Genomic DNA, 25603 nt, shown 5'->3' with positions numbered 1-25603 from the left:
TCCGCCCCCAGACCCCCGCGATCGGCCTGAACGGCCTCGTCCTCACACGCCGGACGGGCTGAAGATGCGGGGCGCGGGGAACTGCGCGACCAGTCCCCACTCCCCCGCAGCCGACGGACTTCAGGGCAGAAAAATGCCCGCGCAGCTCCCCAGCTGCGCGGGCATTTCTGCCGTCCGCCGCACCCCCGTCCCCACGGGGTTTCATGGCCGGATGTCCCCGCCCGGACCGCTCTTCCGGGCCTGGGGCGCCGCTCAGCGCCCCAGCATCACGCCCACGGACGACGCTTGTGTGACCACTGCGTCCCAGCCGCCGAAGACGACTACGAGCAGGGCCGCCAGGGGAAGGACCATCGCCGTCGCCACCAAGGGGTGGCGCTGACCCTGGCGACGCGGGCGGAACGCGGCGCCGTACGCCTTGCGTCCCTGCGTGCGGATCGCCGTCCGCGGTGCCGTGTGGGCCATGGTCCCTCTCCTGACCGAGCATCTGTGTGGTTGGCAGCGGCGAGTGTCTGACCTCGGGGGACGAGTGCTGCACCCGCCGCTTGACCTCAAATCTATGGGTGCGGCGGCGATCGGTCGTCATGCCCTCGTACCGATTGCCGGGCCTCCCGGAGGATGAGCGATGACCTGCGGTGTACTCCCCTGGGTGGAGACGTGGTCCTAGGTCTCAGGGTCTTCCCGGAGAGGGCGCCCGGTGTGCCCCGACTGTTCCGAGCTGTCCTCCCGGGGCACCGGCTGCTCGACCGGCACCGGCACCCGCGTCGCCATGAAACGGGCCGTACGCACCACCGAGCCTCCCCCACTGTCTAAACGGCATGGGGGGACCCCCACCGGGTGACTTCGCTCACTTCCACCACCCCCCGGCGCACCGCCGTCTCCACCCTGCGCCCCGCCCTGCTCGCCACCACCTCGTACGTACGCGTCGTGTCCCCGGCGTCCACGACTGTCTCCACGCGATCACCCTTCACAGGTTCAATCCCCCTTCTGCGACGGACGGTTGGGACCACAGACAGCCCAAAGCGGTCCTGTTCGCACATTCCCTGACCGTCTTTCAAGTTTCCCACCCGGCACTGACAATCGATCGGACCGCGAGGGCGCGGCCTCTGCGCGCGCCCGGCCGCGGAAACGTAAGCTGTGGCTCGTCAAACGGACCGGGCAGCGGGGATGGACATGGCGATGATGCGCCTGAGGCGCGAGGACCCGCGTGTCGTCGGCTCGTTCAGGCTTCACAGGCGGCTCGGCGCGGGTGGAATGGGCGTGGTCTACCTGGGCTCCGACCGCCGTGGCCAGCGCGTCGCGCTGAAGGTGATCCGACCTGATCTGGCGGAGGACCAGGAGTTCCGGTCGCGCTTCGCCCGCGAGGTCTCGGCGGCCCGGCGGATCAGGGGCGGCTGCACCGCGCGGCTCGTGGCCGCCGATCTGGAGGCCGACCGGCCGTGGTTCGCCACGCAGTACGTACCCGGGCCCTCCTTGCACGACAAGGTCGCCGAGGAAGGCCCGATGTCGGCCGCCGACGTGGCCGCCGTCGGGGCCGCGCTCTCCGAGGGACTCGTCGCCGTGCACGAGGCCGGTGTCGTGCACCGGGACCTCAAGCCGTCCAACATCCTGCTGTCCCCGAAGGGGCCGCGGATCATCGACTTCGGCATCGCCTGGGCGACGGGGGCCTCGACGCTCACCCACGTCGGTACGGCCGTCGGCTCGCCCGGTTTCCTCGCGCCCGAGCAGGTGCGCGGGGCCGCCGTCACCCCGGCCACGGACGTGTTCTCGCTCGGGGCCACGCTGGCGTACGCGGCGACCAACGACTCGCCCTTCGGGCACGGCAGTTCCGAAGTGATGCTCTACCGGGTGGTGCACGAGGAACCGCAACTGCACGGCGTTCCGGACGCGCTGGCTCCGCTCGTTCGCGCGTGTCTGGCCAAGGACCCCGAGGAGCGCCCCAGCACGCTCCAACTCTCCCTGCGGCTCAAGGAGATCGCGGCCCGCGAGACACAGGGCCTGGCGGACGTCCGCCCGCCCGCGCCGCGGGGCGATCCCGACCGGCCGACGGGACACCTCGCCGAGCAGTACGCCGAGCAGCCCACCCAGCGCCGCCCGCAGGGCACTTCCGGACCGCGCACGGGCGGGACCAACGGGGGCTCACGACCGGCGCAGTCGGGTTCGCGCCCCGCGCCCGCCCGGGGCACCGGGCGCTCCGGCAGCAGATCCGCACCCCGCAGCGGTGGCGGGCGTCCCGCGCCCCGGACCACCGGGACCGGGCGGCGGCCCGCCAACCCGCGGCTGCTGCGGCAGCGGCTGTTCGTGTTCGTCGTGGTGACGCTGCTCGTCGCGCTGGGGATCGCGGCGGCGCAGGGGTGCCAGGGGCCGGCCCGCGGGCTGGACGACGGGGGCACACGGAAGGACGTACGACAGGAGCAGTCGTCGTCCGCGCCGCTGCCCGGGGATGTGATGGCCGAGGGGTACCGGAGCCGGCCGGACCACAACGGCTAGGGCAGGTCCGGGCCGTGTCGGAGGCGGCCCGGAGCCGACGGCCCAGGGCTGTGGGCGGCCCGTCGCCACCGCGTAGAACGCGACCGCGGCCGCCGCGCCGACGTTGAGCGAGTCGACGCCGTGGGCCATCGGGATGCGGACCCATTCGTCGGCCGCCATCAGGGCCTTCGTGGACAGGCCGTCGCCCTCCGCGCCCAGCATCAGCGCGAGCCGGTCCATCCGGTGCGGGGCCGCCTCGTCGAGGCCCTCGTCGAGGCCCTCGCCAAGGACAAGTGCCTCAGGTCGGCGCCGCCCGGGGCTGAGGACCAGCCGGACTACGGCAACACCACGGACGCGATCGCGGCACTCGCCACCGTCGGCCACCGCGACCACGCGGCTGACACGGTGCGTCGGCCGGCGGGCCACGCCGCGCGATGGGCGGAGCAGAACGGACCGGCCGCGTACGCGCAGCCGACCCTCCACTTACGGGGCATCTTGTTCCAAAAATCTGCTACATTCCCGGCGCACATGAACTGCATGGCACCGGCCTCTCCGGGTGCCAAAGCACGTGCCGATACAAGGAGCAGCACGACATGAACGACAGCACCATCAGCATCCGCGTCGGCGCCGACGGAGCCACGACGATGATCAACCTGTTCACCGTCGAACCCGGCGACCAGGACGAGCTCGTGCGACTCGAGGTCACCGGCATGACGGAAATCGCGAGCAAGACGCCCGGGTTCGTGCGGGGCAGCATTCACCGCAGTCTCGACGGAACCCGCCTCGTGAACTACATCCACTGGGCGGACAACGATGCCTGGCGAAACGCGCACGAGACGCTGCAGGCGAACCCGGAGTACCGCGAGCACATGGAGAACGTCCGGCGCATCGCCACGGCCGATCCCCACCCCTACGAGGTCATCGCGGTCATCGACGGCTCCGGAGCCTGATTTTTCGGGTGATTGCTAAGATCCGTCCATGAGTTCGACAGCCGATGAGAAGTCAAGCGGCGGCCGAGTGCGCGACCCCCGCCCCAACCGCAACCGCACTCTTGCGCTCGACGCAGCGAAGGCATTGCTCGTCGAGAGCGGCTGGGATGCGGTCACGCACCTCGCGGTAGCCGATCGCAGCGGACTCGGGCGCACGACGTTGTACCGCTTCTGGCCCGAGCAGGCGGATCTTCTGCACGATCTGATCGAGAGCGAGCTGCCCTCGAACGAGCTGGTTCCGACGGGAGACCTGCGGGCCGACTTCATCGCCGAACTCCTGCGGCTCGCCGATCGCCTCAATGACCCTCACACGGCCACGATGACCCTCACGGTCATGGAGAGGGCGGCCACGGATCCCCAGTTCGCGAAGCTACAGGCCCGCTGGCACCTCGAAGGCACCAGCGGAGTGCGGGCGCTCATCCGTGAGGGCGTGGCCGCGGGCCTGCTCAGGCAGGACATCGTGACCCAGGATGCCGTGGATCAAGTGGCGGGACCGCTGGTGCTGCGCGGCCTGTTCGCCGCCGAGCCGGTGACGCCGGACTACGTGGAGCGAACGCTCGATCGCTTCCTCCACGAGTTCAGGCCCGAGCGGCGGGAAAATTTGCCCGAATAATTTTTGGTGCAGATTGCTCCAAAAATGCTAGCCTCGCTGCATGAACCGAGCGACCGGCGACAACGACGTCGTCCACGGCAGTCATGAAGCAGCGACGACGCCTCAGACGAATGCCGAGAAACTGGTGGCATTCCAGCAGCGGTTCGTCGACCAGGGCGACGAGAGCGTGGCGGATCTGCTCCTGGATCCCGACTTCAACGTCGATCGGGCCGGACTCACCAGCGCTGTCGGAGCCTTGGCAGCGATCGGCGAGATAGCGCCCTCGCAGCTTCAGAGCGACGAGCTCAGCAAGATCGAGGGCCTGAAGCAGGCGGCCAGGGTCATGCGCTCGGCGTTCGACGAATGGCGCCACCACGACCACACCCTGATAGCCGACGGCGATCTCGTCTCGGGTCACTGGAGCGTGACGGCCCGCCACAGCGGGGAGTTCTTCGGGATCCCGGCGACCGGCCGCACCTTCACCTTCACCGAAGCCGGCACCGCGCGCTTCGAGAACGGCAGGATCAAGGAACTGTGGTTCCTGTCGGACTCCGTCGAGTTCCTCCGCGGTATCGGCTACTCGCTCGCCGGGAAGGCCGCGGGCGACGCCGAGTCGTGGGCTCCCCACCCGAACGTGGACCGGCTTCGGCTCCACTACCAGGCGTTCACGGAGCGCGACCTCGGCACGATCGCGGCGGGTTATGCCGCCGATGTCATCTGGCACGGCGATCACGCCCAGCCGGGTGAGGCGCTCGTCGGCCGCGACGCGGTCATGGAGGTCATCGGGCTGCACCTGGACCGCTCGAACGACAGCGCCAGGCACCAGGTGCAGAGCATCGTCGGCAGCGGCGAGTACGTGATGTCCTACCTCACCTACCGCGCGTCCCGCCCCGACGGCCGCACGATCGCCGGCAACGAATCCCAGATCCACCGGATGAACGCCGACGGCACGATCGCCGAGGTCTGGACCTACCTCGAGGACTCGGAAGGGTTCCGCGAGTGGCAGCAGGAAGAAGGAGCCCCGGCTCCCGACAAGGAGGCGGAGAAGGCCGCCGAGCAGCCTCTCATCACCCGGATGAAGACGGCGGTGGCCGCGGCCAGCGACTCCCTCGACCTCACACTCCTCCACGAGATGATGGCCGAAGACTGCGTTCTGCACGCCGACGGCAACAGCCCCCTCGGCGGCGATCACCACGGCCGCGACACGGTGCTGGCCAACTTCCCGAACCTCACGGCGATCGCGGGCGGCACCCTGGCGCTCGAAGTGACCGACATCATGGCCAACGAGAGCTTCCTCGTGATGCTGAACCGGGCCACGGCAGAGCGGAACGGGCAGGACATGGCCCAGATGATCTGCGTGATCTGGCGGTTCGTCGACGGCCGTGCGGTCGAGATCTGGGATCACTTCGCCGATGTCTCCGCGTGGGACGCGTTCTGGGAGTCGCCCGCCGACTCGAGCGGCGAGGCAGGAACGCGATGAGCGTCGCACTCGTCACCGGCGGCTCGCGCGGTATCGGCCGCGCCGTCGCCCTGCGGCTGGCCGAGGACGGCTTCGACATCGCCTTCACGTTCAAGGAGAACACCGCCGCGGCCGAGGAGGTGACCGCCGCCGTCACGGCGAGCGGGCGTCGTGCCCTCGCCCTCCAGGTGGACGCGGTCGACCCCGACCGGATGAGAGGGGTCGTACAGACCGTGATCGACACCCTCGGCCCCATCACCGTGCTCGTGAACAACGCGGGCGCGGGTGAGGCGCGGCCTCTCGCGGACATCACGACGCAGGAGATCCAGCAGAACGTCACCATCAACTTCGTGACGCCGTTCGTGTTGATGCAGGAGGCGGCGAAGTCGATGAGGCCGGGCGGCCGGATCGTCTCGATCTCCACCAGCCTGACGTCGCTGCTGCTGCCGGGCACGGCGCTCGGCACTCCCGCGAAGCTCGCGGCAGAGGCCCTCACGGCCATCGCGGCGAAGGAGTTCGGACCTCTCGGAATCACCGTCAACGCGATCGCTGCCGGGGCGACCGACACCGAGGGCTTCCGGGCGTCGTCGGGGCACATGCGCGGCGCGATGGAGGCCTCGTCGCCCTTCGGGCGGCTCGGCCGGCCCGAGGAGATCGCCGCGGCCGTCGCCTTCCTGGTGGGGCCCGACGGTGAGTGGGTCAGTGGTCAGACGGTGCGAGTCAATGGCGCACTGGTCTGACGGCGGGGTGACGGAAGGAGCCGCATCCGTGGAGAGCACGCAGTCGGGCCGGGACGGGTCGTTGGCCGGCCGTACCGCGGTCGTCACCGGAGGGAGCTCGGGCATCGGCCTCTCGATCGCCCGGGCGTTTGCCTCCCGGGGAGCCCGCGTCGTCATCGGTGCACGTGACGAGGACAGGGGAGCAGCGGCCGCCGAAGCGATCGGCGCCGAGTTCGTCCGGGCCGACGTCAGCGACGTCGACGAATGCCGCTGGCTGATCGAGCAGATCGTCGACCGGTTCGGGCGAGTCGACATCCTGGTGAACACGGCCGGGATCTTCGACGTCGGCCCCTCGGAGGATTTCTCGGAGAAGCGATGGGACGCCGTGGTCTCGACGAAGCTGAAGGGGGCGTTCTTCTGCACACAAGCGGCGATTCCGTCGATGCGCGAGGCGGGCTGGGGACGGGTCATCACCGTGTCGGCCAATCCCAAGCCCTATCCCGGCGCGGCCGCCTACCGCGCCGCGAACGCGGCCATCGGCGCCTTGACCACCACCTGGGCGCTTGAGTACGGGAGGTCGGGCATCACCTTCAACGAGATCAGGCCCGGGACCAATCCCGCGACGCTCGCGCACACCGTCACGGGCATCCCGGCCGGGAGGATCGGGACCAGCGACGAGGTCACCGCCGCCGCTCTCTACCTGGTGAGCGACGATGCCCGTTACATGCAGGGTGCGTCGCTCGTCGTCGACGGTGGCCTGAGTCTGGGCTGGGCGTACAGTGACTGACCGCTGCGTTCAGCTCCACAGGCGATGAGATAGTCGAACGCCTGAGCCTGCAGCTCCGCGATCCGGGCATGATCAGCCGGATCGCGGAGCTGGGACTTTCAGCGCTGCCCGAGGGACTTCCGAGGGACTTTTCGCCGCCTGACGCGGCAAGCCCCGAAAGATCGGAAAGGGCCTCCGACGCAGGTCAGAGACTTTCTCCGAGGCAAAGCCGCAGGTGGCGGCAGACGAGTCGGGCTGTACGCCGGGAACACTCTCCCCTGCAGGCAGCGACCTGGTGTCTTCCCGTCAAGCACCTCGGAACGCCGCATCAGGCAGGCTCATGATCCCCGACTTCCGGGGTCAGTCAGACCTCGCCCGGGTGGCGTAGAAGGCGACAGCCGAGGCAGCGGCCACGTTCAGGGAGTCGACGCCGGCATCCATCGGGATGCGTACATGCTCGTCGGCAGCCCGTAGCGCTCCGGCCGACAAGCCATCCCCCTCCGTGCCCAGCATCAGGGCCAGCTTCTCGTAACGGCGGTCGGCGAGCTCGTCGAGAGTGATGGACCTCCCCGAGAGGCAGAGGGCCGCGAGCACGAAGCCGTGCTTACGGACGACATCGGCGTCACGCGGCCATGACTCAAGCCTGGCGTACGGGACGGCGAGGACAGCCCCCATGGACACCTTCACGGCCCGCCTGTAGAGGGGGTCGGCACAGCGCGGGGTGAGAAATACGGCGTCCACTCCCAGAGCCGCCGCATTGCGGAAGGCCGCACCCAGGTTGGCATGATCAACGATGTCCTCGAAGATCGCGATACGACGTTGATCAGCACGCTCTTGTAGATCCAAAGGCAACACCGCGCCGGGGTCGGTGTGGTCGTTGACCGCCTCCCTGACGACCAACCGGCGTGCGGAACCCAGCAGATCCTCCGCCGTCGGCAGCGGCTTGCGCTGCATGGAGGCGAGCGCGCCGCGGTGCACGTGATAGCCGGTGACCTGCTCGGCGAGCTCCGGGCTGACCGCGTACACCGGGGCCGGGAGCTCGTCGATGACATCACGCATGACGTCGACCCACTTGGCGGACAGGAGCATCGAGCGCATCTCGTACCCGGCACCCTTGGCCCGTCTGATGACCTTCTCGCCCTCGGCGATGAACAGGCCCTCCACGGGTTCGCGCTTGCGGCGCAACTCCACGTCGGTCAGGCCCGTGTAGTCGCGCAGACGGGGGTCGTCGGGGTTCTCAACGGTGATGAGATCGGCCACAGGGTGATACTGCCTTGTCCTGGGTGCGGTGCCAACGGCTGGGAAGGGGTCGTGTTACCCCGGGTTACGCGGATGCCTTCGGAGTCGGCCGTACCGGTTCGTCCGGGCCCACGTTCACGACCTCGCCGACGACGATCACCGCCGGGGGCTTCACGTCCTGCGCGACGACCGCCTCGGCGACGGTGGCCAGGGTCGCGTCGACGCGGCGCTGGGCGGCGGTCGTGCCCTCCTGGACCAGGGCGACGGGGGTGTCGGCCGACTTGCCGTGCGCTATCAGGGTTTCGGCGATCCTGCCGATCTTGTCGACGCCCATGAGGACGACGAGCGTGCCGCGCAGTCGGGCGAGGGCCGGCCAGTCGACCAGGGAACGCTCGTCGTCGGGGGCCACATGACCGCTGACCACGGTGAACTCATGTGCGACACCCCGGTGGGTGACAGGGATGCCCGCCGCGCCCGGCACCGAGATCGAGCTGGAGATGCCCGGGACGACCGTGCAGGAGATGCCCGCCTCGGCGAGGGCCTGGGCCTCCTCCATCCCACGGCCGAAGACGAACGGGTCGCCGCCCTTGAGCCGGACGACCGACTTGCCCTGCTTCGCGTGCTCGATCAGCGCGTTGTTGATGGCCTCCTGGGCCATGTAACGGCCGTACGGGATCTTCGCCGCGTCGATCACCTCGACGTGCGGCGGGAGTTCGGCGAGCAGATCGCGCGGGCCGAGCCGGTCGGCGATGACCACGTCGGCCTCGGCGAGCAGACGGCGGCCGCGGACCGTGATCAGATCCGGGTCGCCGGGACCGCCGCCGACCAGGGCGACACCGGGGGTGCGGGTGCGGTGGTGGGGGGCCACCAGGGTGCCGTCGCGGAGACCCTCGACCACCGCGTCGCGGATCGCCGCGGTGCGGCGGGGGTCGCGGCCCTTGGCGTTCGCGGTGAGGACGGCGACCGTCACGCCCTCGCTGTGACCGGTCGCCGGAGTCCAGGCGGTCGCCGCGTCGGCGTCGTCGGAGCGGACGCACCAGACGCGGTGCGTCTCCCCCTCGGCGGAGGCTCGTGCGTTCGCCTCCGTGTCGCTGGTGGCGATCAGGGCGTACCAGGCGTTCGCGAGGTCGCCGTTCTCGTACGGGCGCTTCGTCCAGGTGATCTCGCCCGCGTCCGCCATCGCCTCGACGGAGGGGGTGGCCTCGGGCGACACCAGGTGGACGTCCGCACCTGCCGCGATGAGCGCCGGGAGGCGGCGCTGGGCGACCTGGCCGCCGCCGAGGACTACTACGCGGCGGCCGGTGAGGCGAAGGCCTACGGGGTAGGCGGGGTGTTCGGCCATGGAGGTGCGGCTCCTCGTACGGGGCCGCTGCGCTCGCTTGAGCGGCCTTGACGTGCTGTTTTGGGTACGGGTCCACCATACGGCGGGGGCGGGAGGGGTTCTTTTCCCGAGCCCGCCCCTTCCCGGCAGTGACACTGTGCGGCTCCGCCGCGTGGGGGGACTACGCCCCCGAACACCCGCACGGGCGGGTTTATCGTCTTTGTCGCATTTGTTGTGTTTGTTGTGTTTGTTGTGTTTGTTGTGGGTCTACTTTTCGGTGACCCCTGCGGAGTCGAACGTCGCCACCTCGTGCATCGCCCTCGCCGCACTCTGGACCACCGGCAGCGCCAGCAGCGCGCCCGTGCCCTCGCCGAGGCGGAGGTCGAGGTCGATCAGGGGGCGCAGGCCCAGCTTGTTCAGGGCCGCGACATGGCCCGGCTCGGCGCTGCGGTGGCCCGCGATGCAGGCCGCGAGGACCTCCGGGGCGATGGCGCGGGCCACGAGGGCGGCGGCGCCGGCACTGACGCCGTCCAGGATCACCGGCGTACGCAGGGAGGCGCCGCCCAGGAGCAGACCGACCATCGCCGCGTGTTCGAGGCCACCGATGGCCGCGAGGACGCCGATGGGGTCGGCCGGGTCCGGCCGGTGCAGTTCGATGGCGCGGCGTACGACCTCGGTCTTGCGGGCGAGGGTCTCGTCGTTGATGCCGGTGCCGCGGCCCGTCACCTCGGACGGGTCGGTGTCCGTGAAGACGGAGATCAGGGCGGCGGACGCGGTGGTGTTGGCGATGCCCATCTCGCCGGTCAGCAGGGCCTTGTTGCCGGCCGCCACCAGGTCGCGGGCCGTCTCGATGCCCACCTCGATGGCGGCCGTGACCTCTTCGCGGGTCATCGCGGGACCGGTCGTCATGTCGGCGGTGCCCGCGCGGACCTTGCGCGGCAGCAACCCCGGGGTCGCGGGCAGGTCGGAGGCGACGCCCACGTCGATCACGCAGACCTCGGCGCCCACCTGGTTGGCGAAGGCGTTGCAGACCGCGCCGCCGCCCAGGAAGTTGGCCACCATCTGGGCGGTGACCTCCTGCGGCCAGGGGGTGACGCCCTGGGCGTGCACGCCGTGGTCGCCCGCGAAGATCGCGACGGCGGCGGGCTCCGGGATCGGCGGCGGGCACATCCGGGACAGGCCCGACAGCTGCGCGGAGATGATCTCCAGCATGCCGAGCGCGCCCGCGGGCTTGGTCATCCGCTTCTGACGCTCCCACGCCTCGCCGAGCGCCTTGGCGTCCAGCGGGCGGATGTTGGAGACGGTCTCGGCCAGCAGGTCGTGCGGCTCCTCGCCGGGCAGCGCGCGACGGCCGTACGTCTCCTCGTGCACGACCCAGGACAGCGGGCGGCGCTTGGACCAGCCGGCCTGCATCAGCTCGGGCTCGTCCGGGAACTCGTCGACGTAGCCGACACAGAGGTACGCCACGACGTCCAGGTGCTCGGGCAGGCCGAGGGCGCGGACCATCTCGCGCTCGTCGAAGAAGCTGACCCAGCCGACGCCGAGGCCCTCGGCGCGGGCCGCGAGCCACAGGTTCTGGACCGCCAGCGCGGACGAGTACGGGGCCATCTGCGGCTGGGTGTGCCGGCCCAGCGTGTGGCGGCCGCCGCGGGTCGGGTCGGCGGTGACGACGATGTTCACCGGGGTGTCGAGGATGGCCTCGATCTTCAGTTCCTTGAACTGCTTCGCGCGGCCCTTGGGCAGCGACTTGGCGTACGCCTCGCGCTGACGGGCGGCCAGTTCGTGCATCGTGCGCCGGGTGTCGGCGGAGCGGATGACGACGAAGTCCCAGGGCTGGGAGTGGCCGACGGACGGCGCGGTGTGCGCGGCCTCCAGGACCCGCAGCAGCACGTCGTGCGGGATCGGGTCGCTGCGGAAGCCGTTGCGGATGTCGCGGCGCTCGCGCATCACGCGCAGCACGGCCTCGCGCTCGGCGTCGTCGTAGCCGGGGGCCGCCGGGCCGGTGGACTCTCGTACGTCTTCCACTACGGCCGTGCTCTCTTCCTGATCGGCGACCTGGGTGTCCAGGTCCTCCGCTTGCTGTGCGACTACGGACTCCGGGTCCGCGTCGAGCGGCTCCGGTACGGGGGGTGTCCCGGCGTCGGCCCCGCGGGGCGCGGGGACCGGAGCGACGAACTCCGCTTCCGCGACGGGCTCTGCCTCGGTGGCGGGCGCGGGAACGGCGACGGGGGTGTCCTGGCTCCCCTCGGCCACGGCTTCCGCCACCGGGGCTTCCTCGAACGAGGCCTGCCCGGTCGAGGGTTGCGCGATCGAGGGTTGCCCGATCGGGGACTGCTCCTCCGTCGGGAGGGGCGGCACGGTCATGGCGTGCGGCGGGGTCGGGGCCAGATGCGGGGTCGTCGGCACCGAGCCCTCGACGGGCACGAACCGACCGAGGGACTGGTCCCCGGCGGGGTCCGGGGAGGCGCCCTGGAAGTGCTCGCCGTGCGACTGGTTCGTGGCCGCGTGCGGCGCCCGGGCATGGGCCCCGACGCCGACCGGTACACCGGCACCGGCCTCGGCGAACGCGGCGTGCGCCTCGGCGGGGTCCACGAACTGGGCGGCCTGGACCGGGAAGGCCTCGGCACCGGGGACCGTCCGCCCGTGCGAGGCGTCCGCGACGAGTACGGCCCGCGCCTGCGCGTCGTCGGGAGCGTGCCCGGCGGACGTGACCTGTGCGTGCTGGACGGGCGCGGGCTGTGTGGCCTCCGCCGAAGGCACCGCGTTCACACCGCTGTCCGCGAACTGGGCCGCGGGGCCCGGGACATGGGCACCGGCCTCCGCGAACGCGCCTTCCCGCACACCTTCCTGGGCCTCGAAGTGTGCGTCCTGGGCGGTGAACCGGGGCGCCTGCTCCGCCGGGTCGGCGAGGGGCGCGACCGGCTCCGCCACCTCGGCGACCTGAGGCTCAGCGGCGTGCGCCGCCTGCGGGCCCTGGGTCTCCGGTGACTGCTGAGGCTCCTGAGGCGTCGGCGGCTCCTGCATGGGCCGGAGGGCTTGCTCGTGCAGGTACTCCGCGTTCGCGGGGACGTGCGCCGGGGCGGCGTGCTGCGCGGGGGCCTGGGCGTCGACGAGATGCCCGGCGGTGTCGTCCACGGACGGCGCCGCCTGCGGAAGGTCCTGGGCCGTCGGGAAGGCGGTGGGGGCGGAGGGCGCGTCGGGGGCCTCCGGGGCCTGGGGGTCGAGCGAGCCGTCCAGCACGTAGGCGACATCGGGGCCCTGCGCGACCTCGGGGCCTTGGGCGGCCTCCGGAGTCCGCGTGACCTCCTGGGCCTGCGCGGCTTCCGACGTCTGCACGACTTCCGACGTCTGCGCGGCCTCCGGAGTCTGCTGGGCGAGAGGAGTCTCCGTCACCTCCGGCGTGTGCGTGGCATCCGGGGTCTGGGCCGCCTGCGCGAGCCCCACGCCCTCGGCCGCCTCAGGCGTCCGGGCGGCCGCGGCAGGTCCCACGGCCTCGACGTCCTCGGCGGCCTCCGGGTTCCCCTGCACTTCCGCGACCGGTGCCGCCTGCGCGACCTGCGCCGGGTCGGCAACCTGGGCCAGGTCGGCGGCTTGTGCCGCCCCCGGGACGACCGTTTCTGCGCTCGTCCCCTCGGGGCCCACCGGCGGAGCTCCCCACGGCATCGCGCCTTGCGGCGGGATCTCGGAGAGTTGCGGTACGTCCAGGTACTCGGGCCCGGCCGTCGGGGGGCCGGCGTGTCGTGCAGGAGTCGCGGGCATCGCGGCAGGTGCGGGCATGACGGGCGCCGCGGGAGTCACGGGGTTCATGGGGGTGGCCAGCGGCGCGGCCGCGGGGCCGCGGTCGGCGAGCGAGCGCACCGGGCTCGCGGAGCCGTCCGGGGTCGGCGGGCCGAGGTGCAACGGGCGGCGCGGCGCCGTCGGCTGGGGTGCGGGCGCGGGGCCGGGTACGCGCACACCGCCGAGGTCGAGCGAGCCGCTGTCCCGGCCGTCCGTCTCGTGCGGACCCGGCTCGTGGACGAGGGGTTGCGGGGGCGGCGGGGCCACCTCATTGCCCCAGGCGCCCTGCGCACCCGGCATGAGGAGCAGGTCGTCGTCCTCGGTGGGGTTCTCGGAGGGGTCGAGGAAGGTGTACGCGCCCGGGGCGGGGACGCCCGGCTGCTCCACCATGCCTGCGTTCTCCGGCAGCCCCTCGCCCGGGACCTGGCCGGTGTCGGTCATGCGTACCCCTCGCCCATCGGTTAGTGCTTCCAAGTCCTGCTCGCCCGGAACGGCGCACCGACCGCCCCGCAGTGAAGAACGAGCGTGCGTGCCCAGCGGCACGAACGACCGGCCAACAAAGACGACAAAGCCATTAACTGGCATTGTCCCGGTCGTCCGACCCTCGCGGCAGCTTGATCCGCGACGGTTCGCTGTGGACTGCGCCACGTTGCGCGTCCTCCGGTTCTGCCGTACCACACACGCCTCAAAACGGGCGCGTTTTCCGGACATTGACCCACGAAAGGCCGATCATCCGGGAGCGGTACAACGATCGGCCAGCCTACCGCGCGCAGTACGACAACAGGATCACGGGTTGCGATCGGGCAGACGGCCCGTGAGCAGGAACGCGACGCTCCGCTCGGTCTCCGTCCAGGCCCTTGTATCGAGTTCGACGGACTGAATCAGGGCGCATTCGACCTGATATCCGTGCTCGCTGAGATCGCGGCCTACGAGTTCGGCCGCGTCGCGGGTCGCCGCGTGCGTCACGATGCACTGCGGACGGCGGTCGGCGACGGCCGAGACGACCGCCACTCCCCCGCCGCCGACGCGAACGACGTCGGGTTCGGGGAGGTTCTCCAGGACGTGCGGGGCGGTGCCGTGCACGATCTGCATCTGGACGCCGTAACGACGGGCGGAGTCCTCGGTGCGGGCGCAGGAACCGGGGTTGCGGTCGACCGCGATGACCGCCGCGCCGGTGCGCGCGGCCTCGGTGGCGAAGGCCCCGCTGCCGGAGCCGATGTCCCACACGAGGTCTCCGACGCGCGGGCCCAGCCGGGCGAGTTGGGCGGCGCGCAGCAGATCCGTTTCGCCTTCGCCGAGCGCGCCGCCGTACGCCTGGGCGGGCAGCGCCCAGCCGCGCGGTCCGGTGCCCGGGTCGCGTCCGGCGATCCAGCCGCCGTCCTCGGCCGTGGCCACGAAGCCGCCGATGACGATGACGACGTTCGGGTCGCGCCAGGTGTGGTCGGCTGCCTTGTCGGAGGTGAGGATGGTGACCCGCTCGCGGGCGGTGCCGAGTTCCTCGCAGATGACGAAGGTGCGGTGGACGCCCTCCAGGAGCAGGCCGAGTTCGGCGGGGCCCGCGCCGGGCGAGGTGAGGACGGCGACCTTGGTGTGGGCGCGGCACACGTTCACCGCGCGGCGCAGGGTGCGGCGGTGCGCCACGACCACCTGTGCGTCGTCCCAGGGCATGCCGGCGCGGGCGAAGGCGGCGGCGACCGAGGAGACGGCGGGCACGACTTCGACCTCCAGGCCGAACTCGGGGGCCCGCAGGGTGCGTACGACGCCGAAGAAGCCGGGGTCGCCGTCGGCGAGGACGACGGCGCTGCCGCGATGGCCCGCGATACGGCGGGCGGCGAGGGAGACGCTGCCGAGCCGGATGCGTTCGGCGGCCCGGGGTACCTCGGGGAGCGCCAGATGGTGCGCCGCTCCGGCCACCAGGGTGGCCGCGCCGAGGGCTGAGCGCGCCGCGGCGGTCAAGGGCGAGCCGTCCCAGCCGATCACCGTGACCCGGTCGGCCATCGTCGTCAGTCTCCAGAAGGTTTTCGCAGGTCGTCAGGGGGCAAGCCCGTGGGCGGGCTCCGTGAGGGTACCTGGTGTCGCTGGGTGGTGCCGCGGGGCGCCACGGGCCCGTACCGGGTGGGAGCGGTTCTCGGGGCGCGCTGCGAGGCGTCCCCCTGGTTCGGCCCGGGGAAATCCCGGTTTCAGTTCCCGGTTTCAGTTCCAGTCGGAGAACGACGTGAAACCGCCCGAGTCGGCGAGCTGCTCGCCGACTCCTTCGAGATCCTCCGGGAGCAGGCTCCAGACGATGAAGTCGGTGCGGAGGTCCACCCAGCGGCCGTCCTCGGTGCGGGTGTGCGCTATGCAGGCGTTGCGCAGCACGCCCTCGCTGATGCTGCCGATCTTCTGGGCGACCTGCTGGGAGGCGGTGTTGTCGGCCGCCGTGCGCAGTTCGATGCGCTCGAACTTCTGGTCGCGGAAGAGCCATTGGGCGGTGGCGAGCGCCGCCTCGGAGGCATAGCCCTCGCCCCGGGCCCAGGGGGCGATGATGTACGACAGCTCGGTGGAGCGTACGTGCCAGTTCGTCTTGCCGAGCTGCACGATGCCGACCAGGCGCTGGGTGAGGAACTCGGCGACGGCGAGGTCGAGGCCCCGGCCCGCCGAGCGTTCCGTGGGCGCGTACTCGGTGATCCAGTCGCGGGCCGCGTCCTCGGTGAAGGGCTGGGGCACGTCGGTCCAGGCCGCGATCTGCTCGTCGTTCATCATCGCGGCCAGGGCGGGGACGTCGTCCTCGTCGAGCGCACGCAGGACCAACCGCTCCGTGCTGATGGAGATGTCGGGGAAGGTGCTGGTCATGCGCCGCTCCGTAACCGTCGGGGACTTGGGGCCCTCGGAACCTTCGGGCCCGCTGAACTGCCCAGCATGCAGCATGAAGCCACCGAACTGCACCATGGGGGCCTCCCCCACTGTCCGAAGGGCGTGGGGGGTGCCTCCACCAAGTGATCGAGCGGACCCCGTCCGTCGGCGAAGAAGAACTAGAACGACGGGATGACCGAACCGGCGTACTTGTCCTCGATGAACTTCTTGACCTCGGGCGAGGTGAGCAGCTTGGCGAGCTTCTTCACCCGCGGGTCGCTCTCGTTGCCCTTCTTGACAGCGAGGAAGTTGCCGTACGGGTTGTTCGTCGCGGACTCCAGGACGAGGGCGTCCTCGGCGGGCTTGAGGTCGGACTCGATGGCGTAGTTGCCGTTGATCACCGCGGCGTCGACGTCGTCCAGGGAGCGCGGGGTCTGGGCCGCCTCCAGCTCCTTGAACTTGAGGTTCTTCGGGTTCTTCACGATGTCCTTGGTGGTCGCGTCGTTGCCCGCGCCGTCCTTGAGCGTGATGATCCCGTTGGTCGCGAGCAGCTTGAGCGCGCGCGCCTCGTTGACCGTGTCGTTCGGGACGGCGACCGTCGCGCCGCTCTTGAGCTCGTCGACCTTCTTGACCTTGTGGGAGTAGAGGCCGAGCGGCTCCAGGTGCACCGTGACGACGGGCACGATGTGGGTGCCGTTCTTCTTGTTGAAGTCGTCGAGGTACGGCTGGTTCTGGAAGTAGTTGGCGCCGACGGACCCGTCCTCGGTCGCCGTGTTCGGCGTGACGTAGTCCGTGAACTCCTTGACCTCCAGGTCGAGGCCCGCCTTCTTCGCCAGGTTGTCCTTGACGTAGTCGAGGATCTCGGCGTGCGGGGTGGGGCTCGCGGCGACGACCAGCGGACCGCTGGTGTCGGAGGCGCTGCTCTTGTCCGAACCGCAGGCGGAGAGGCCGAGGGTGAGGGCTCCGGCGGCGAGAACTGCAGTGGTGATCTTGGCCGTGTTACGCACGAAAAGTGCCTTTCCTTAAGGGTGGAGCAACCCCGTGGTGGGTAGTACGGGGAAATTTGCGGGTGGTGGGGAGGTGGGGGGAGAAGGAGTGCTCGGGCGCCTCAGGCGACCTTGCCGGTCTCGGCGGTGGCGGGTTGCCCGGTCTCCGCCGTGGCGGGTTGCCCGGCCTTCAGCAGCCGCAGCTTCGGTGCGCCGCCGGACTGGCCGCCGCGCCGGTGCAGGGTGCGGGCCGCGTAGTCGCCGGCGAACTGGATGACCGAGATGACGACGGCGAGGATCGCCACGGTGATCCACATCAGTCCGGTCTCGAAGCGCTGGTAGCCGTAGCGGATGGCGATGTCGCCGAGCCCGCCGGCGCCGACGGTGCCGGCCATCGCGGAGTAGCCGATGAGGGCGACGACCGTGGTGGTCGCGGACGAGATCAGCGACGGCAGCGACTCCGGTACGAGCACCCTGCGGACGACCGTCCAGGTGTTGCCGCCCATCGACTGCACGGCCTCGACGAGTCCGCCGTCCACTTCGCGGACAGCCGTCTCGACAAGACGGGCGAAGAAGGGGATCGCGCCGATGGCGAGCGGCACGATGGCCGCCTCGCGCCCGATGGTCGTCCCGGTGATCGTGCGCGTGAAGTTCATCAGCGCGACCATCAGGATGATGAACGGCATCGAGCGGGCGATGTTCACGACCTGCCCGATGACCCTGTTCGCGAGGACGTTCTGCAGGAGCCCGCCGCGGTCGGTCAGAACGAGCAGGATGCCGAGCGGCAGACCGCCGACGATCGCGATCAGCGTGGACCAGCCGACCATGTAGAGCGTGTCCCAACACGCCTGGGACAGCAGCGGCTGCATCTCCGACCAGGTCACTTGGCACCGTCCTTCGCCAGTACGGGCTGCTCACCCTGAACGTCGATCTGCAGGCCCTGCTCGCGCAGGAATCCGATGGGCACGACGTTCTCGTCGTAGCGGCCGGGCAGTTCGATGCGCATCCGGCCGACCTGCTTGCCGGCGATCGTGTCCATCGCGGCGCCCAGGATCGAGATGTCGATGTTGTACGTGCGTGAGAGCTGCGAGATGACGGGCCGGGTCGCCGCCTCGCCGTGGAAGGTGACGTCGATGACCGTGCGGTCGTCGCCGGAGGCGTCGCCGCCGACCGGGAAGAGCGCGGCGGCCAGCTCCGAGCCGGGCGTCGCGAGCAGTTCACCGACGGTGCCGGACTCGACGATGCGGCCCTTCTCCATGAGCGCGGCCGAGTCGCAGATCGTCTTGACGACGTCCATCTCGTGGGTGATGAGCAGGACGGTCAGGCCCAGCTGTCGGTTCAGGTCGCGCAGCAGCTGGAGGATGGAGCGGGTGGTCTCGGGGTCGAGGGCGCTGGTGGCCTCGTCTGAGAGCAGCACCTTGGGGTCGCCGGCCAGGGCGCGGGCGATGCCGACGCGCTGCTTCTGGCCGCCGGAGAGCTGTGCCGGGTAGACCTTGGCCTTGTCGGAGAGGCCGACCAGGTCGAGGAGTTCGAGCGCCTTGGAGGAACGTTCCTTCCCCGACTTGCCGAGGATTTCGAGCGGCAGCTCGACATTGTCCTGAACCGTGCGCGAGGACAGCAGGTTGAAGTGCTGGAAGACCATGCCGATACGGCTGCGCGCCCGCCGGAGCTCCTTGCCCGCGCGCGGGCCGCGGCCGACGAGCGCGGTGAGGTCCTGTCCGGCGACGGTGACCGTGCCGGCGGTGGGACGCTCCAGGAGGTTGACGCAGCGGATGAGGGAGGACTTGCCGGCGCCGGACCGGCCGATGACGCCGTACACCTCGCCTTCGCGGACATGTAGATCGACGCCGTCGAGGGCGGTCACTTCACGGCCGCGCGAGCGGTAGACCTTGCTGAGGCCCGTTGTCGTGATCACTGGGGTTTCCGTCACTGTCGAGTGCGGGGCGCGGGTGTGCGCACGCACGGATGCATTCGGTCGGGAACGCGACACGGTTCTCGCGGTGGCGATGGAACCGGATGTATCCGGGGGAGAACATGTGCGCGGGGCGGCGCCGCTCACGTACGGGGTACGGACAGGGCGCGGCTGTCTCGCTTCGGGGCGCGAGACGGGGCGGTGGTGCGGGGGCCCTCTAGAAGGCGCACATTCGACACATACAACGAGCACCGGGCGTCATGGTCGCCTCGGTCGCAAGGATGCGGTTGCTCGTCGTGGTCATGGGATCAAGTAAAGCAGACACACAGACGGGACCCGGAACCGCTGTCCGTAATGCGGACAGCCGTGGACACCTCGGGGCCCCTGCGGGAGATCCTTGCTCACCCGCCCCTGACCAGCGCCGACACGGGCAAGGGCGCGGTGCCACGAGGTCCGTGTCCGGTCCGGGCACCGGGCGGGCTGTGGCCAACACCACGGCGGTCGGGCTCGGGCGAGGGGCACCACCGGCCGTGGCGACGGGCCGGGGGTGCGGGCACCGGGTCGTTTGGCCCGTAATAGGGTCACGGCATGCTTGATGCCCTGACGATCGCGACCGCCGTCGCCGCGCTCGCGCTCGCCGCCTGGTGCGGCTGGGCCGCCTACCGTGATCAGCCCACCAAGGACTGGCACTTCATCGGCATGGCCGTGGTGTCGCTGTTCGCCGTCGTCCAGCTGGTGATCGGCATCGTCCAGTTGGCGCGCGGCGAGAAGGCGGACCAGGGCACGACGATCTTCGTGGCGTATCTGCTCGGCGCCTTCGCGTGCATTCCCGCCGCGGGCTTCATGTCGCTGGCGGAGCGCACCCGCTGGGGCTCGATCACGGTGGCGGCCGGCGGCGTCGTCCTCGCCGTACTGGAGGTGCGGCTCTATGACATCTGGGGAGGCTGAGATGACGGCCACGGACGAGAACGGGACCGCGCCTCAAGAGAATCAGCAGAATCAGCGGAGTCAGAAGGACCAGAAGGACCAGAAGGACCAGGAGAAGAAGCGCACCAGGCTGATCAGCGGCCCCGGCATGCTGCTGCTCTGGCTGTACGGCGTGATGGTGGTCGGCGCCGTGTCGCGTTCCGCCGTGCAGATCTCGACGGAGTTCGACAAGGCCCCGCTCGCCTACTCCCTGTCGGCGGTCGCGGGCCTCGTCTACGGCTTCATCACCTACTCGCTCGTACGCGGCGGCGAGACGGCCCGCAGGGCGGCGCTGGTGTGCTGCGCCGCCGAGCTCGTGGGCGTACTGACCGTCGGGACCTGGACTCTGGTCGAGCCGTCCGCCTTCCCCGACGCCACCGTCTGGTCGGACTACGGGATGGGTTATCTGTTCATCCCGGTGCTGCTGCCGCTGTCGGCGATGTACTGGCTACGAGGACGCTCCACCGGTCGGTAGAGGACCACCGCGTCCCTTCGTGGCGCGTCTACGCCGTCGTCGCGTACGTTCCCGCCGGCTTCTCCAGGACGATCACGGGGACGCCGTCATTGCCCTTCGAGGTGCCGACCGTCTCGTAGCCCACACGCTGGTAGAGCCGCAGGTTGCCGTCACTGCGGTGGCCCGTGTGGAGCTGGAACCTCTTGGCACCGCGCTCTTCCGCGAGAGCCGCCTCGGCGGCGCGCAGGAGCCGGGCACCGATCCCGTGCCGCTGCATGCGCGGGTGGACGATGAGCTTGTTGATGCGGGCCGTGCCGTCCGGATCCACGGCTCCGCGGACCGAGGCCACCACCTCGTCGCCCAGCCGGGCCACCAGCACCGTGCCGCCCGCAAGCTCCGCCCTGAGCGAGTCGAGCGGCTGCGTGAGCGGCTCGATGCCGTAGTCGCCGTACAGCTCGGCCTCGCTCTGGTAGCAGAGGTACTGCAGCTTGAGGATCTGCTCTGCGTCCTGCTCGGTCGCCGCCGAGATGGTCACGCTCATGCCCATGTGTGCATGCCTCCCGCTCACCTGTTCCACCGGTCGTCCCCCACTCCTATCCCCGTGGTTCGTGGGCCGCAACCACCGGTGCGAGCAATCGACGCAGACATCCCAGGCATCTGGAACGTTCCGGACCCAGACTGCCCTGTGAGATACCCAACTCACCTGCGATCTCGCGGTAGGTGAGGTCCTTCGGGGAGAGCAGCGCCGCCATCAGGCTCGGGCAGCGGCCGGGCAGCCTGCGGACCGCGTCGTGCAGGGCGCGGTGACAGTCGGCGGTCATCGCCTGCTGCTCGGGGCCGGCCCCGCTCTCGTCGGCCGGTTCGGAGATGTACGGCCGTTCATGACGGGCCCTGCGGCGGGTACGGCGGACCTCGGAGCGTACGGCGCGGCGCAGCCAACCCTGTGGGTCCAGGGGCGGGCCGTCCGAGTCGAGGCGCTCCAGAAGGCGCAGCCAGACGGCCTGTTCGAGGTCGCTCTGTTCGGTTCCGGTCGCATATGCCTCCGCCGAGGCCTCGGCGGCGAGCAGCGGGCGCAGGGTGGAAACCATCTCGTGGGTCATATGCGGCGGGACGCGGCCGCCCCGGCACGAGGTTGCCGGGGCGGTCGAGTGTCACCCCATCGGGGTGGCCCGGTCGTCCGTTGACGGGATCAGCCGTTGAGGAAGTCCGCGCGGGCGAGCAGCGCGGTGTCCGAGTTGTCGGAGAAGACGCCGTCGATGCCCGTGGCGAAGTAGGTCTTGAAGGCGCCGAACACGTCGCCGTAGGCGTTCGGGTCGGTGCCCTTGCGGAAGTTCGCGGGCAGGAAGATGTTCTCGTTGCGTATGGTGTACGGGTGCAGGACCAGGCCCGCGCGGTGCGCGTCGGCCACCAGCGTGGTCGGCGTGGTGAGGGCGCCGCTCGCGTCCTTGGGGATGACCAGGTCGAGCGTGGGGCCGATGCCCTGCGCGTACGAGGCGATCCACTTCAGGCCCGCGGGCGTGACGAGGTCCGTGACGGTGCGCGGGTCGCCCGCGGTGACGAAGTCCCAGGGGCGGGTGCCCGCGGCGGACAGCAGCACGACGAGCGGGTTGTCGACGAGCTTGTCGAGGCGCTGGATGCTGGTCGGCTCGAAGGACTGGATGATGACCGGCGAGTTCTTCCTGTCCTTGCCGTGCTTGCGCAGGATCTTCGCGAGCCGCTCCTCCAGGCCGAGGCCGAGCGCCCGGAAGTAGGTGGGGTGCTTGGTCTCGGGGTAGATCCAGACCTGCTTGCCGCGCTTGCGGGTCTGCTCGTCCTGCCAGTGGAGCACCTCTTCGAAGGTGGGGATCTCCCAGCGGCCGTCGTAGAGCGTGTTGTGCGGGCGGTTGGCGGGGATGCGCTCGACGGCCCGCAGGGTCTTCAGCTCGGCCAGCGTGAAGTCCTCGGTGAACCAGCCGGTGGTGGGGATGCCGTCGAGGGTCTTGGTGGTCTTGCGGTCGGCGAACTCGGGGTGCGACGACACATCGGTGGTGCCGCCTATCTCGGGCTCGTGGCGGCAGACGAGGTGGCCGTCCTTGGTGGGCACCAGGTCACCGGCCTCGACGACGTCGGCGCCCATGTCGAGGGCCAGCTGGTACGAGCCGAAGGTGTGCTCCGGCCGGTAGCCGCTGGCGCCCCGGTGCCCGATGACGGTCGGCTTGGGCAGGCTCTTGTAACCGCCGGCGGACCCGCCGCTCCCGTGCCGCTCATCGGCCCTCGCCGCACCCGGCAGTCCGAGGACCGCTCCGCCCGCGCCGAGCACCGCGGCCCCGAGCAGCGCCCGCCGCGCCGTACCCCGGTCCTGCCCGTTCGGCCGCTGCGACTCCGGTGTCCCCGGTATCTCCTGCGTGCCCATGAGCGCTCCTCCTGTTGTCCCCACCACGCACCTGTCAAAGCGCGTCGATCGTAGGTTCCCTTGTGTGACCGGAGGGAGACCTGTGGCGGAACACGTGAGTTCCGCTGGATGTCGTACGGGATGGGAGGAGGTGACGGTTCGTCGGGTTCGGGTCGGCGATGCCGGGTAGTCGGCCGAGAGGGGCGCCGCGTCACCCGTGCGACGCACACACGCCCGGCACATCGTGTCGAACGGGTGACAACCGGTCGACGGAACGCCACGTCAGGTAAACAATCGCCAACAGTGCGTATCCACTCGGTGAACCCGATGTGCAATCACCGGGGGGCCACGAGTATCGTCCTCACCTGCACAGACTCCATACCGATCCCTTGACACCGGAGGGCCCGTTGTCCCGCTTCGCGCTCATCAAGGCAGTGCTCGGACCGATCATGCGCCTGATGTTCCGCCCACGGGTGGAAGGCGTGGAGCACATCCCGGGCGACGGTCCGGTGATCCTGGCCGGCAACCACCTCACGTTCATCGACTCGATGATCCTGCCGCTGGTCTGCGACCGGCAGGTGCTCTTCATCGGCAAGGACGAGTACGTCACCGGCAAGGGGCTCAAGGGCCGCCTCATGGCCTGGTTCTTCACCGGCGTCGGCATGATCCCGGTGGACCGGGACGGCGCCAACGGCGGTGTCGCGGCGCTGATGACGGGCCGTCGCGTGCTGGAGGAGGGCAAGGTCTTCGGCATCTACCCGGAGGGCACCCGCTCCCCCGACGGCCGGCTCTACCGCGGCCGCACCGGAATCGCCCGCCTCACCCTGATGACCGGCGCCCCGGTCGTCCCGTTCGCGATGATCGGCACGGACAAGCTGCAGCCCGGCGGTGCGGGGATGCCGCGGCCGGGCCGCGTCACGGTCCGCTTCGGTGAGGCGCTGGAGTTCTCGCGGTACGAAGGCATGGACCGTGACCGGTATGTGCTGCGGGCCGTGACGGACTCCGTGATGACCGAGGTCATGCGGCTGTCGGGTCAGGAGTACGTGGACATGTACGCCACCAAGGCCAAGGCCGCGTAGCACCTCCGGCGGTTCGGCCGTATCTCGGGTGCGGGTGCGTTGTGGCTGGTCGCGCCCACGCGGCAGAGCCGCACAATGTCACAGCCCCGCGCCCCTGACGGGGCGCCTGCCTAGACCCCGGATTCCAGGTTCTGGCCCTTCAGTAGGAACCAGGCCGCTGCCGCTGTGGCGAGCAGTACCGCCGCTCCGATGCCCGACGCCAGTGCCAGGCCGTCCACGAAGGACGTACGAGCCGCGGTCAGCAGGGCCTCCGAGGTGTGGGTGGGCAGGGTCGCCGCCGCCTGCACCGCGCCGCCCAGGGACTCGTGCGCTCCCGCCGGGGTGCCCGCCGGTCCGACGAAGCCCGCGTAGACGCCGGTGACGATGGAGCCGAGCAGGGCGATACCCAGGGCGGCGCCGAGCTCGTAGGCCGTCTCGGAGACCGCGGACGCGGCGCCGGCCTGCTCCTTGGGCACGCTGGAGAGGATCACGTCGGCGGTGACGGTGAACGAGAAGCCCGCGCCGACACCGACGACCAGCAGCGCCGCGCCGAGCACCGGATAGCCGGTGGACCGGTCCAGCAGTGTGAGCACGGCGAGCGCGAGGCCCACGGCGGCCAGACCGGCGGAGACCACGGCACGGACCGAGTAGCGGCGCGCGACCGAGCCCGCGATCAGCCCCGCCCCCACCGCGCCGATGGCGGCGGGCAGTTCGGCGAGCCCCGCCTCGAAGGGCGGCCTGTCCTGCACGAGTTGCAGGTACTGCGACAGGAAGAAGACCAGTCCGGACAGACCGAACACGGTCAGCAGATCGGCGAGCACCGCCGCCGAGAAGCCACGGTTGCGGAACAGCCGCATGTCCAACAGCGGTACGGGCATCGCGAGTTGACGGCGTACGAAGCCGTAGAGGGCGCCGACGCCGAGCAGGCCCACGGCCGCCGAGGTCCCGCTGAGCCCGTGTGTGGCGGCCTCCTTCACCGCGTACACGATGCCGATCATGCCGACGAGGGAGAGGACGACACTGGCCAGGTCCCAGGGGCCGGGGTTCGGGTTGCGGGACTCGGGCAGCAGCTTGATGCCGACGGGGACGAGGAGCAGCATCACGGGCACGTTGATGAGGAAGACCGAACCCCACCAGAAGTGTTCGAGCAGGAAGCCACCGGCGACCGGCCCCACCGCCGTACCGGCGGAGGCCGTCGCGCCCCAGATGCCGATGGCGAGGCTGCGCTCGCGCGGGTCGTGGAAGAGGTTGCGGATCAGGGCGAGCGTGGCGGGCATCAGGGTCGCGCCCGCGACACCGAGCAGCGCCCGCGCCAGGATCATCAATTCCGGGGTCGTCGCGTAGGCGTTGAGCACGGATATCGCGCCGAACACCGTGGCGCCCGTCAGCAGCAGCTTCTTGCGGCCGATGCGGTCGCCGAGACTGCCCATGGAGACGAGCAGGCCCGCGATGACGAACGAGTAGACGTCACCGATCCACAGGAGCTGCGTGCCGGAGGGCTTCAGGTCCTCGCTGATGTAAGGGGTCGCGAGACCGAGCACGGTCGCGTCGACGGCCACCAGCAGCACGGCGAGGACGAGGACGGAGAGCGCGAGCCATCGGCCCGGTCGCTTCTCCACCTCCGCCTTGTACTCCCCCAAGCTCTCGGCTTCGCTCGAGCAGGGGGCACCCCCATGCTGCAGGGCGCTGGTCATGA

At 70.5% G+C, this 25603-nt stretch carries 22 protein-coding genes and 2 pseudogenes; 9 read left to right on the top strand and 15 right to left on the bottom strand.

Annotated features, from left to right (window positions below; genetic code table 11):
- Positions 1–252 precede the first annotated feature (252 nt).
- Both RV986_RS41900 and RV986_RS41895 read right to left on the bottom strand, forming a co-directional pair.
- The gene (locus RV986_RS41900; RefSeq protein WP_475922395.1) at positions 253–462 is read right to left on the bottom strand and encodes a hypothetical protein; all 210 of its coding nucleotides are present in this window, start codon (positions 460–462) and stop codon (positions 253–255) included.
- A gap of 198 nt (positions 463–660) precedes the next feature.
- Positions 661–968 (bottom strand): annotated as a pseudogene (locus RV986_RS41895) (hypothetical protein).
- Between the two features lie 196 nt (positions 969–1164).
- Here RV986_RS41895 and RV986_RS41890 point away from each other — a divergent pair.
- On the top strand, positions 1165–2487 hold the full coding sequence (locus RV986_RS41890; protein WP_475924629.1) for a serine/threonine-protein kinase: 1323 nt from the start codon (positions 1165–1167) through the stop codon (positions 2485–2487).
- Positions 2488–2535: 48 nt separating this feature from the next.
- Here RV986_RS41890 and RV986_RS41885 read toward each other — a convergent pair.
- A pseudogene (locus RV986_RS41885) lies at positions 2536–2730 on the bottom strand (TrmH family RNA methyltransferase); the annotation flags it as partial.
- A 329-nt stretch (positions 2731–3059) separates the two neighbouring features.
- Between RV986_RS41885 and RV986_RS41880 the strand changes: the two are divergent.
- From RV986_RS41880 to RV986_RS41860, 5 genes are all read left to right on the top strand, one after another.
- Positions 3060–3416 (top strand): antibiotic biosynthesis monooxygenase family protein, encoded by a 357-nt coding sequence (locus tag RV986_RS41880; RefSeq protein ID WP_475922394.1) that lies wholly within the window; start codon positions 3060–3062, stop codon positions 3414–3416.
- Positions 3417–3483: 67 nt separating this feature from the next.
- Positions 3484–4068, top strand: a complete 585-nt coding sequence (locus RV986_RS41875) for a TetR-like C-terminal domain-containing protein (protein ID WP_475922393.1) — start codon at positions 3484–3486, stop codon at positions 4066–4068.
- A 40-nt stretch (positions 4069–4108) separates the two neighbouring features.
- Positions 4109–5527 carry an ester cyclase gene (locus RV986_RS41870; RefSeq protein WP_475922392.1) on the top strand — a complete coding sequence of 473 codons (1419 nt, stop codon included), beginning with the start codon at positions 4109–4111 and terminating at the stop codon, positions 5525–5527.
- On the top strand, positions 5524–6246 hold the full coding sequence (locus RV986_RS41865; RefSeq protein ID WP_475922391.1) for an SDR family oxidoreductase: 723 nt from the start codon (positions 5524–5526) through the stop codon (positions 6244–6246). Before RV986_RS41870 ends, RV986_RS41865 begins: the two co-directional genes overlap by 4 nt.
- 28 nt (positions 6247–6274) lie before the next feature.
- On the top strand, positions 6275–7012 hold the full coding sequence (locus RV986_RS41860) for an SDR family NAD(P)-dependent oxidoreductase (RefSeq protein WP_475922390.1): 738 nt from the start codon (positions 6275–6277) through the stop codon (positions 7010–7012).
- A gap of 339 nt (positions 7013–7351) precedes the next feature.
- On the opposite strand, the gene RV986_RS41855 is transcribed toward RV986_RS41860, so the two are convergent.
- The 8 genes from RV986_RS41855 to RV986_RS41820 form a co-directional block, all read right to left on the bottom strand.
- A complete protein-coding gene (locus RV986_RS41855; protein ID WP_475922389.1) occupies positions 7352–8251 on the bottom strand; it encodes a TrmH family RNA methyltransferase in 900 nt (299 codons plus the stop codon).
- Between the two features lie 64 nt (positions 8252–8315).
- Entirely contained in the window at positions 8316–9572 is a 1257-nt protein-coding gene (gene cobA, locus RV986_RS41850; RefSeq protein ID WP_475922388.1) for a uroporphyrinogen-III C-methyltransferase, read from the bottom strand.
- 246 nt (positions 9573–9818) lie between these two features.
- A complete protein-coding gene (gene cobT, locus RV986_RS41845) occupies positions 9819–13769 on the bottom strand; it encodes a nicotinate-nucleotide--dimethylbenzimidazole phosphoribosyltransferase (RefSeq protein ID WP_475922387.1) in 3951 nt (1316 codons plus the stop codon).
- Positions 13770–14114: 345 nt separating this feature from the next.
- Entirely contained in the window at positions 14115–15326 is a 1212-nt protein-coding gene (gene cbiE, locus RV986_RS41840; RefSeq protein WP_475922386.1) for a precorrin-6y C5,15-methyltransferase (decarboxylating) subunit CbiE, read from the bottom strand.
- Positions 15327–15521: 195 nt separating this feature from the next.
- On the bottom strand, positions 15522–16160 hold the full coding sequence (locus RV986_RS41835; RefSeq protein WP_475922385.1) for a GNAT family N-acetyltransferase: 639 nt from the start codon (positions 16158–16160) through the stop codon (positions 15522–15524).
- A gap of 179 nt (positions 16161–16339) precedes the next feature.
- Positions 16340–17167, bottom strand: coding sequence for a MetQ/NlpA family ABC transporter substrate-binding protein (locus RV986_RS41830; protein ID WP_475922384.1), 828 nt, complete (start codon positions 17165–17167; stop codon positions 16340–16342).
- 101 nt (positions 17168–17268) lie between these two features.
- Positions 17269–18030 (bottom strand): methionine ABC transporter permease, encoded by a 762-nt coding sequence (locus RV986_RS41825; RefSeq protein ID WP_475922383.1) that lies wholly within the window; start codon positions 18028–18030, stop codon positions 17269–17271.
- Positions 18027–19061: a methionine ABC transporter ATP-binding protein gene (locus RV986_RS41820; RefSeq protein WP_475922382.1), complete on the bottom strand. Its 1035-nt coding sequence runs from the start codon at positions 19059–19061 to the stop codon at positions 18027–18029. The genes RV986_RS41825 and RV986_RS41820 overlap by 4 nt, the downstream gene beginning before the upstream one ends.
- 585 nt (positions 19062–19646) lie before the next feature.
- On the opposite strand from RV986_RS41820, the gene RV986_RS41815 reads away from it, so the two are divergent.
- Together RV986_RS41815 and RV986_RS41810 are read left to right on the top strand one after the other, a co-directional pair.
- Entirely contained in the window at positions 19647–20006 is a 360-nt protein-coding gene (locus RV986_RS41815; protein WP_475922381.1) for a hypothetical protein, read from the top strand.
- A 127-nt stretch (positions 20007–20133) separates the two neighbouring features.
- A complete protein-coding gene (locus RV986_RS41810) occupies positions 20134–20499 on the top strand; it encodes a hypothetical protein (RefSeq protein ID WP_475924628.1) in 366 nt (121 codons plus the stop codon).
- Between the two features lie 28 nt (positions 20500–20527).
- On the opposite strand, the gene RV986_RS41805 is transcribed toward RV986_RS41810, so the two are convergent.
- From RV986_RS41805 to RV986_RS41795, 3 genes are all read right to left on the bottom strand, one after another.
- Positions 20528–21025 (bottom strand): GNAT family N-acetyltransferase, encoded by a 498-nt coding sequence (locus RV986_RS41805; protein WP_475922380.1) that lies wholly within the window; start codon positions 21023–21025, stop codon positions 20528–20530.
- A gap of 46 nt (positions 21026–21071) precedes the next feature.
- Positions 21072–21578 (bottom strand): RNA polymerase sigma factor, encoded by a 507-nt coding sequence (locus tag RV986_RS41800; protein ID WP_475922379.1) that lies wholly within the window; start codon positions 21576–21578, stop codon positions 21072–21074.
- Between the two features lie 89 nt (positions 21579–21667).
- Positions 21668–22870 (bottom strand): glycerophosphodiester phosphodiesterase, encoded by a 1203-nt coding sequence (locus RV986_RS41795; RefSeq protein ID WP_475922378.1) that lies wholly within the window; start codon positions 22868–22870, stop codon positions 21668–21670.
- A gap of 386 nt (positions 22871–23256) precedes the next feature.
- Here RV986_RS41795 and RV986_RS41790 point away from each other — a divergent pair, with 386 nt between their 5' ends.
- Complete coding sequence (locus tag RV986_RS41790; RefSeq protein WP_475924627.1) at positions 23257–23928, top strand: lysophospholipid acyltransferase family protein; 672 nt, start codon at positions 23257–23259, stop codon at positions 23926–23928.
- 110 nt (positions 23929–24038) lie between these two features.
- Here RV986_RS41790 and RV986_RS41785 read toward each other — a convergent pair whose 3' ends face one another.
- A complete protein-coding gene (locus RV986_RS41785; protein WP_475922377.1) occupies positions 24039–25601 on the bottom strand; it encodes an MFS transporter in 1563 nt (520 codons plus the stop codon).
- Positions 25602–25603 lie beyond the last annotated feature (2 nt).

This window comes from Streptomyces sp. RLA012 (genome assembly GCF_056270325.1).
The sequence above is the reverse complement of the archived record's forward strand: the minus strand, read 5'-3'. Positions and strand labels throughout refer to the sequence as shown.

What these genes read in the sequence shown, in the direction of transcription:
- RV986_RS41900 (WP_475922395.1), bottom strand. Translation starts at nt 462, where the DNA reads ATGGCCCACACGGCACCGCGGACGGCGATCCGCACGCAGGGACGCAAG.
- RV986_RS41890 (WP_475924629.1), top strand. Translation starts at nt 1,165, where the DNA reads ATGGACATGGCGATGATGCGCCTGAGGCGCGAGGACCCGCGTGTCGTC.
- RV986_RS41880 (WP_475922394.1), top strand. Translation starts at nt 3,060, where the DNA reads ATGAACGACAGCACCATCAGCATCCGCGTCGGCGCCGACGGAGCCACG.
- RV986_RS41870 (WP_475922392.1), top strand. Translation starts at nt 4,109, where the DNA reads ATGAACCGAGCGACCGGCGACAACGACGTCGTCCACGGCAGTCATGAA.
- RV986_RS41865 (WP_475922391.1), top strand. Translation starts at nt 5,524, where the DNA reads ATGAGCGTCGCACTCGTCACCGGCGGCTCGCGCGGTATCGGCCGCGCC.
- cobA (WP_475922388.1), bottom strand. Translation starts at nt 9,572, where the DNA reads ATGGCCGAACACCCCGCCTACCCCGTAGGCCTTCGCCTCACCGGCCGC.
- cobT (WP_475922387.1), bottom strand. Translation starts at nt 13,769, where the DNA reads ATGACCGACACCGGCCAGGTCCCGGGCGAGGGGCTGCCGGAGAACGCA.
- cbiE (WP_475922386.1), bottom strand. Translation starts at nt 15,326, where the DNA reads ATGGCCGACCGGGTCACGGTGATCGGCTGGGACGGCTCGCCCTTGACC.
- RV986_RS41835 (WP_475922385.1), bottom strand. Translation starts at nt 16,160, where the DNA reads ATGACCAGCACCTTCCCCGACATCTCCATCAGCACGGAGCGGTTGGTC.
- RV986_RS41815 (WP_475922381.1), top strand. Translation starts at nt 19,647, where the DNA reads ATGCTTGATGCCCTGACGATCGCGACCGCCGTCGCCGCGCTCGCGCTC.
- RV986_RS41810 (WP_475924628.1), top strand. Translation starts at nt 20,134, where the DNA reads ATGCTGCTGCTCTGGCTGTACGGCGTGATGGTGGTCGGCGCCGTGTCG.
- RV986_RS41805 (WP_475922380.1), bottom strand. Translation starts at nt 21,025, where the DNA reads ATGGGCATGAGCGTGACCATCTCGGCGGCGACCGAGCAGGACGCAGAG.
- RV986_RS41800 (WP_475922379.1), bottom strand. Translation starts at nt 21,578, where the DNA reads ATGACCCACGAGATGGTTTCCACCCTGCGCCCGCTGCTCGCCGCCGAG.
- RV986_RS41795 (WP_475922378.1), bottom strand. Translation starts at nt 22,870, where the DNA reads ATGGGCACGCAGGAGATACCGGGGACACCGGAGTCGCAGCGGCCGAAC.
- RV986_RS41785 (WP_475922377.1), bottom strand. Translation starts at nt 25,601, where the DNA reads ATGACCAGCGCCCTGCAGCATGGGGGTGCCCCCTGCTCGAGCGAAGCC.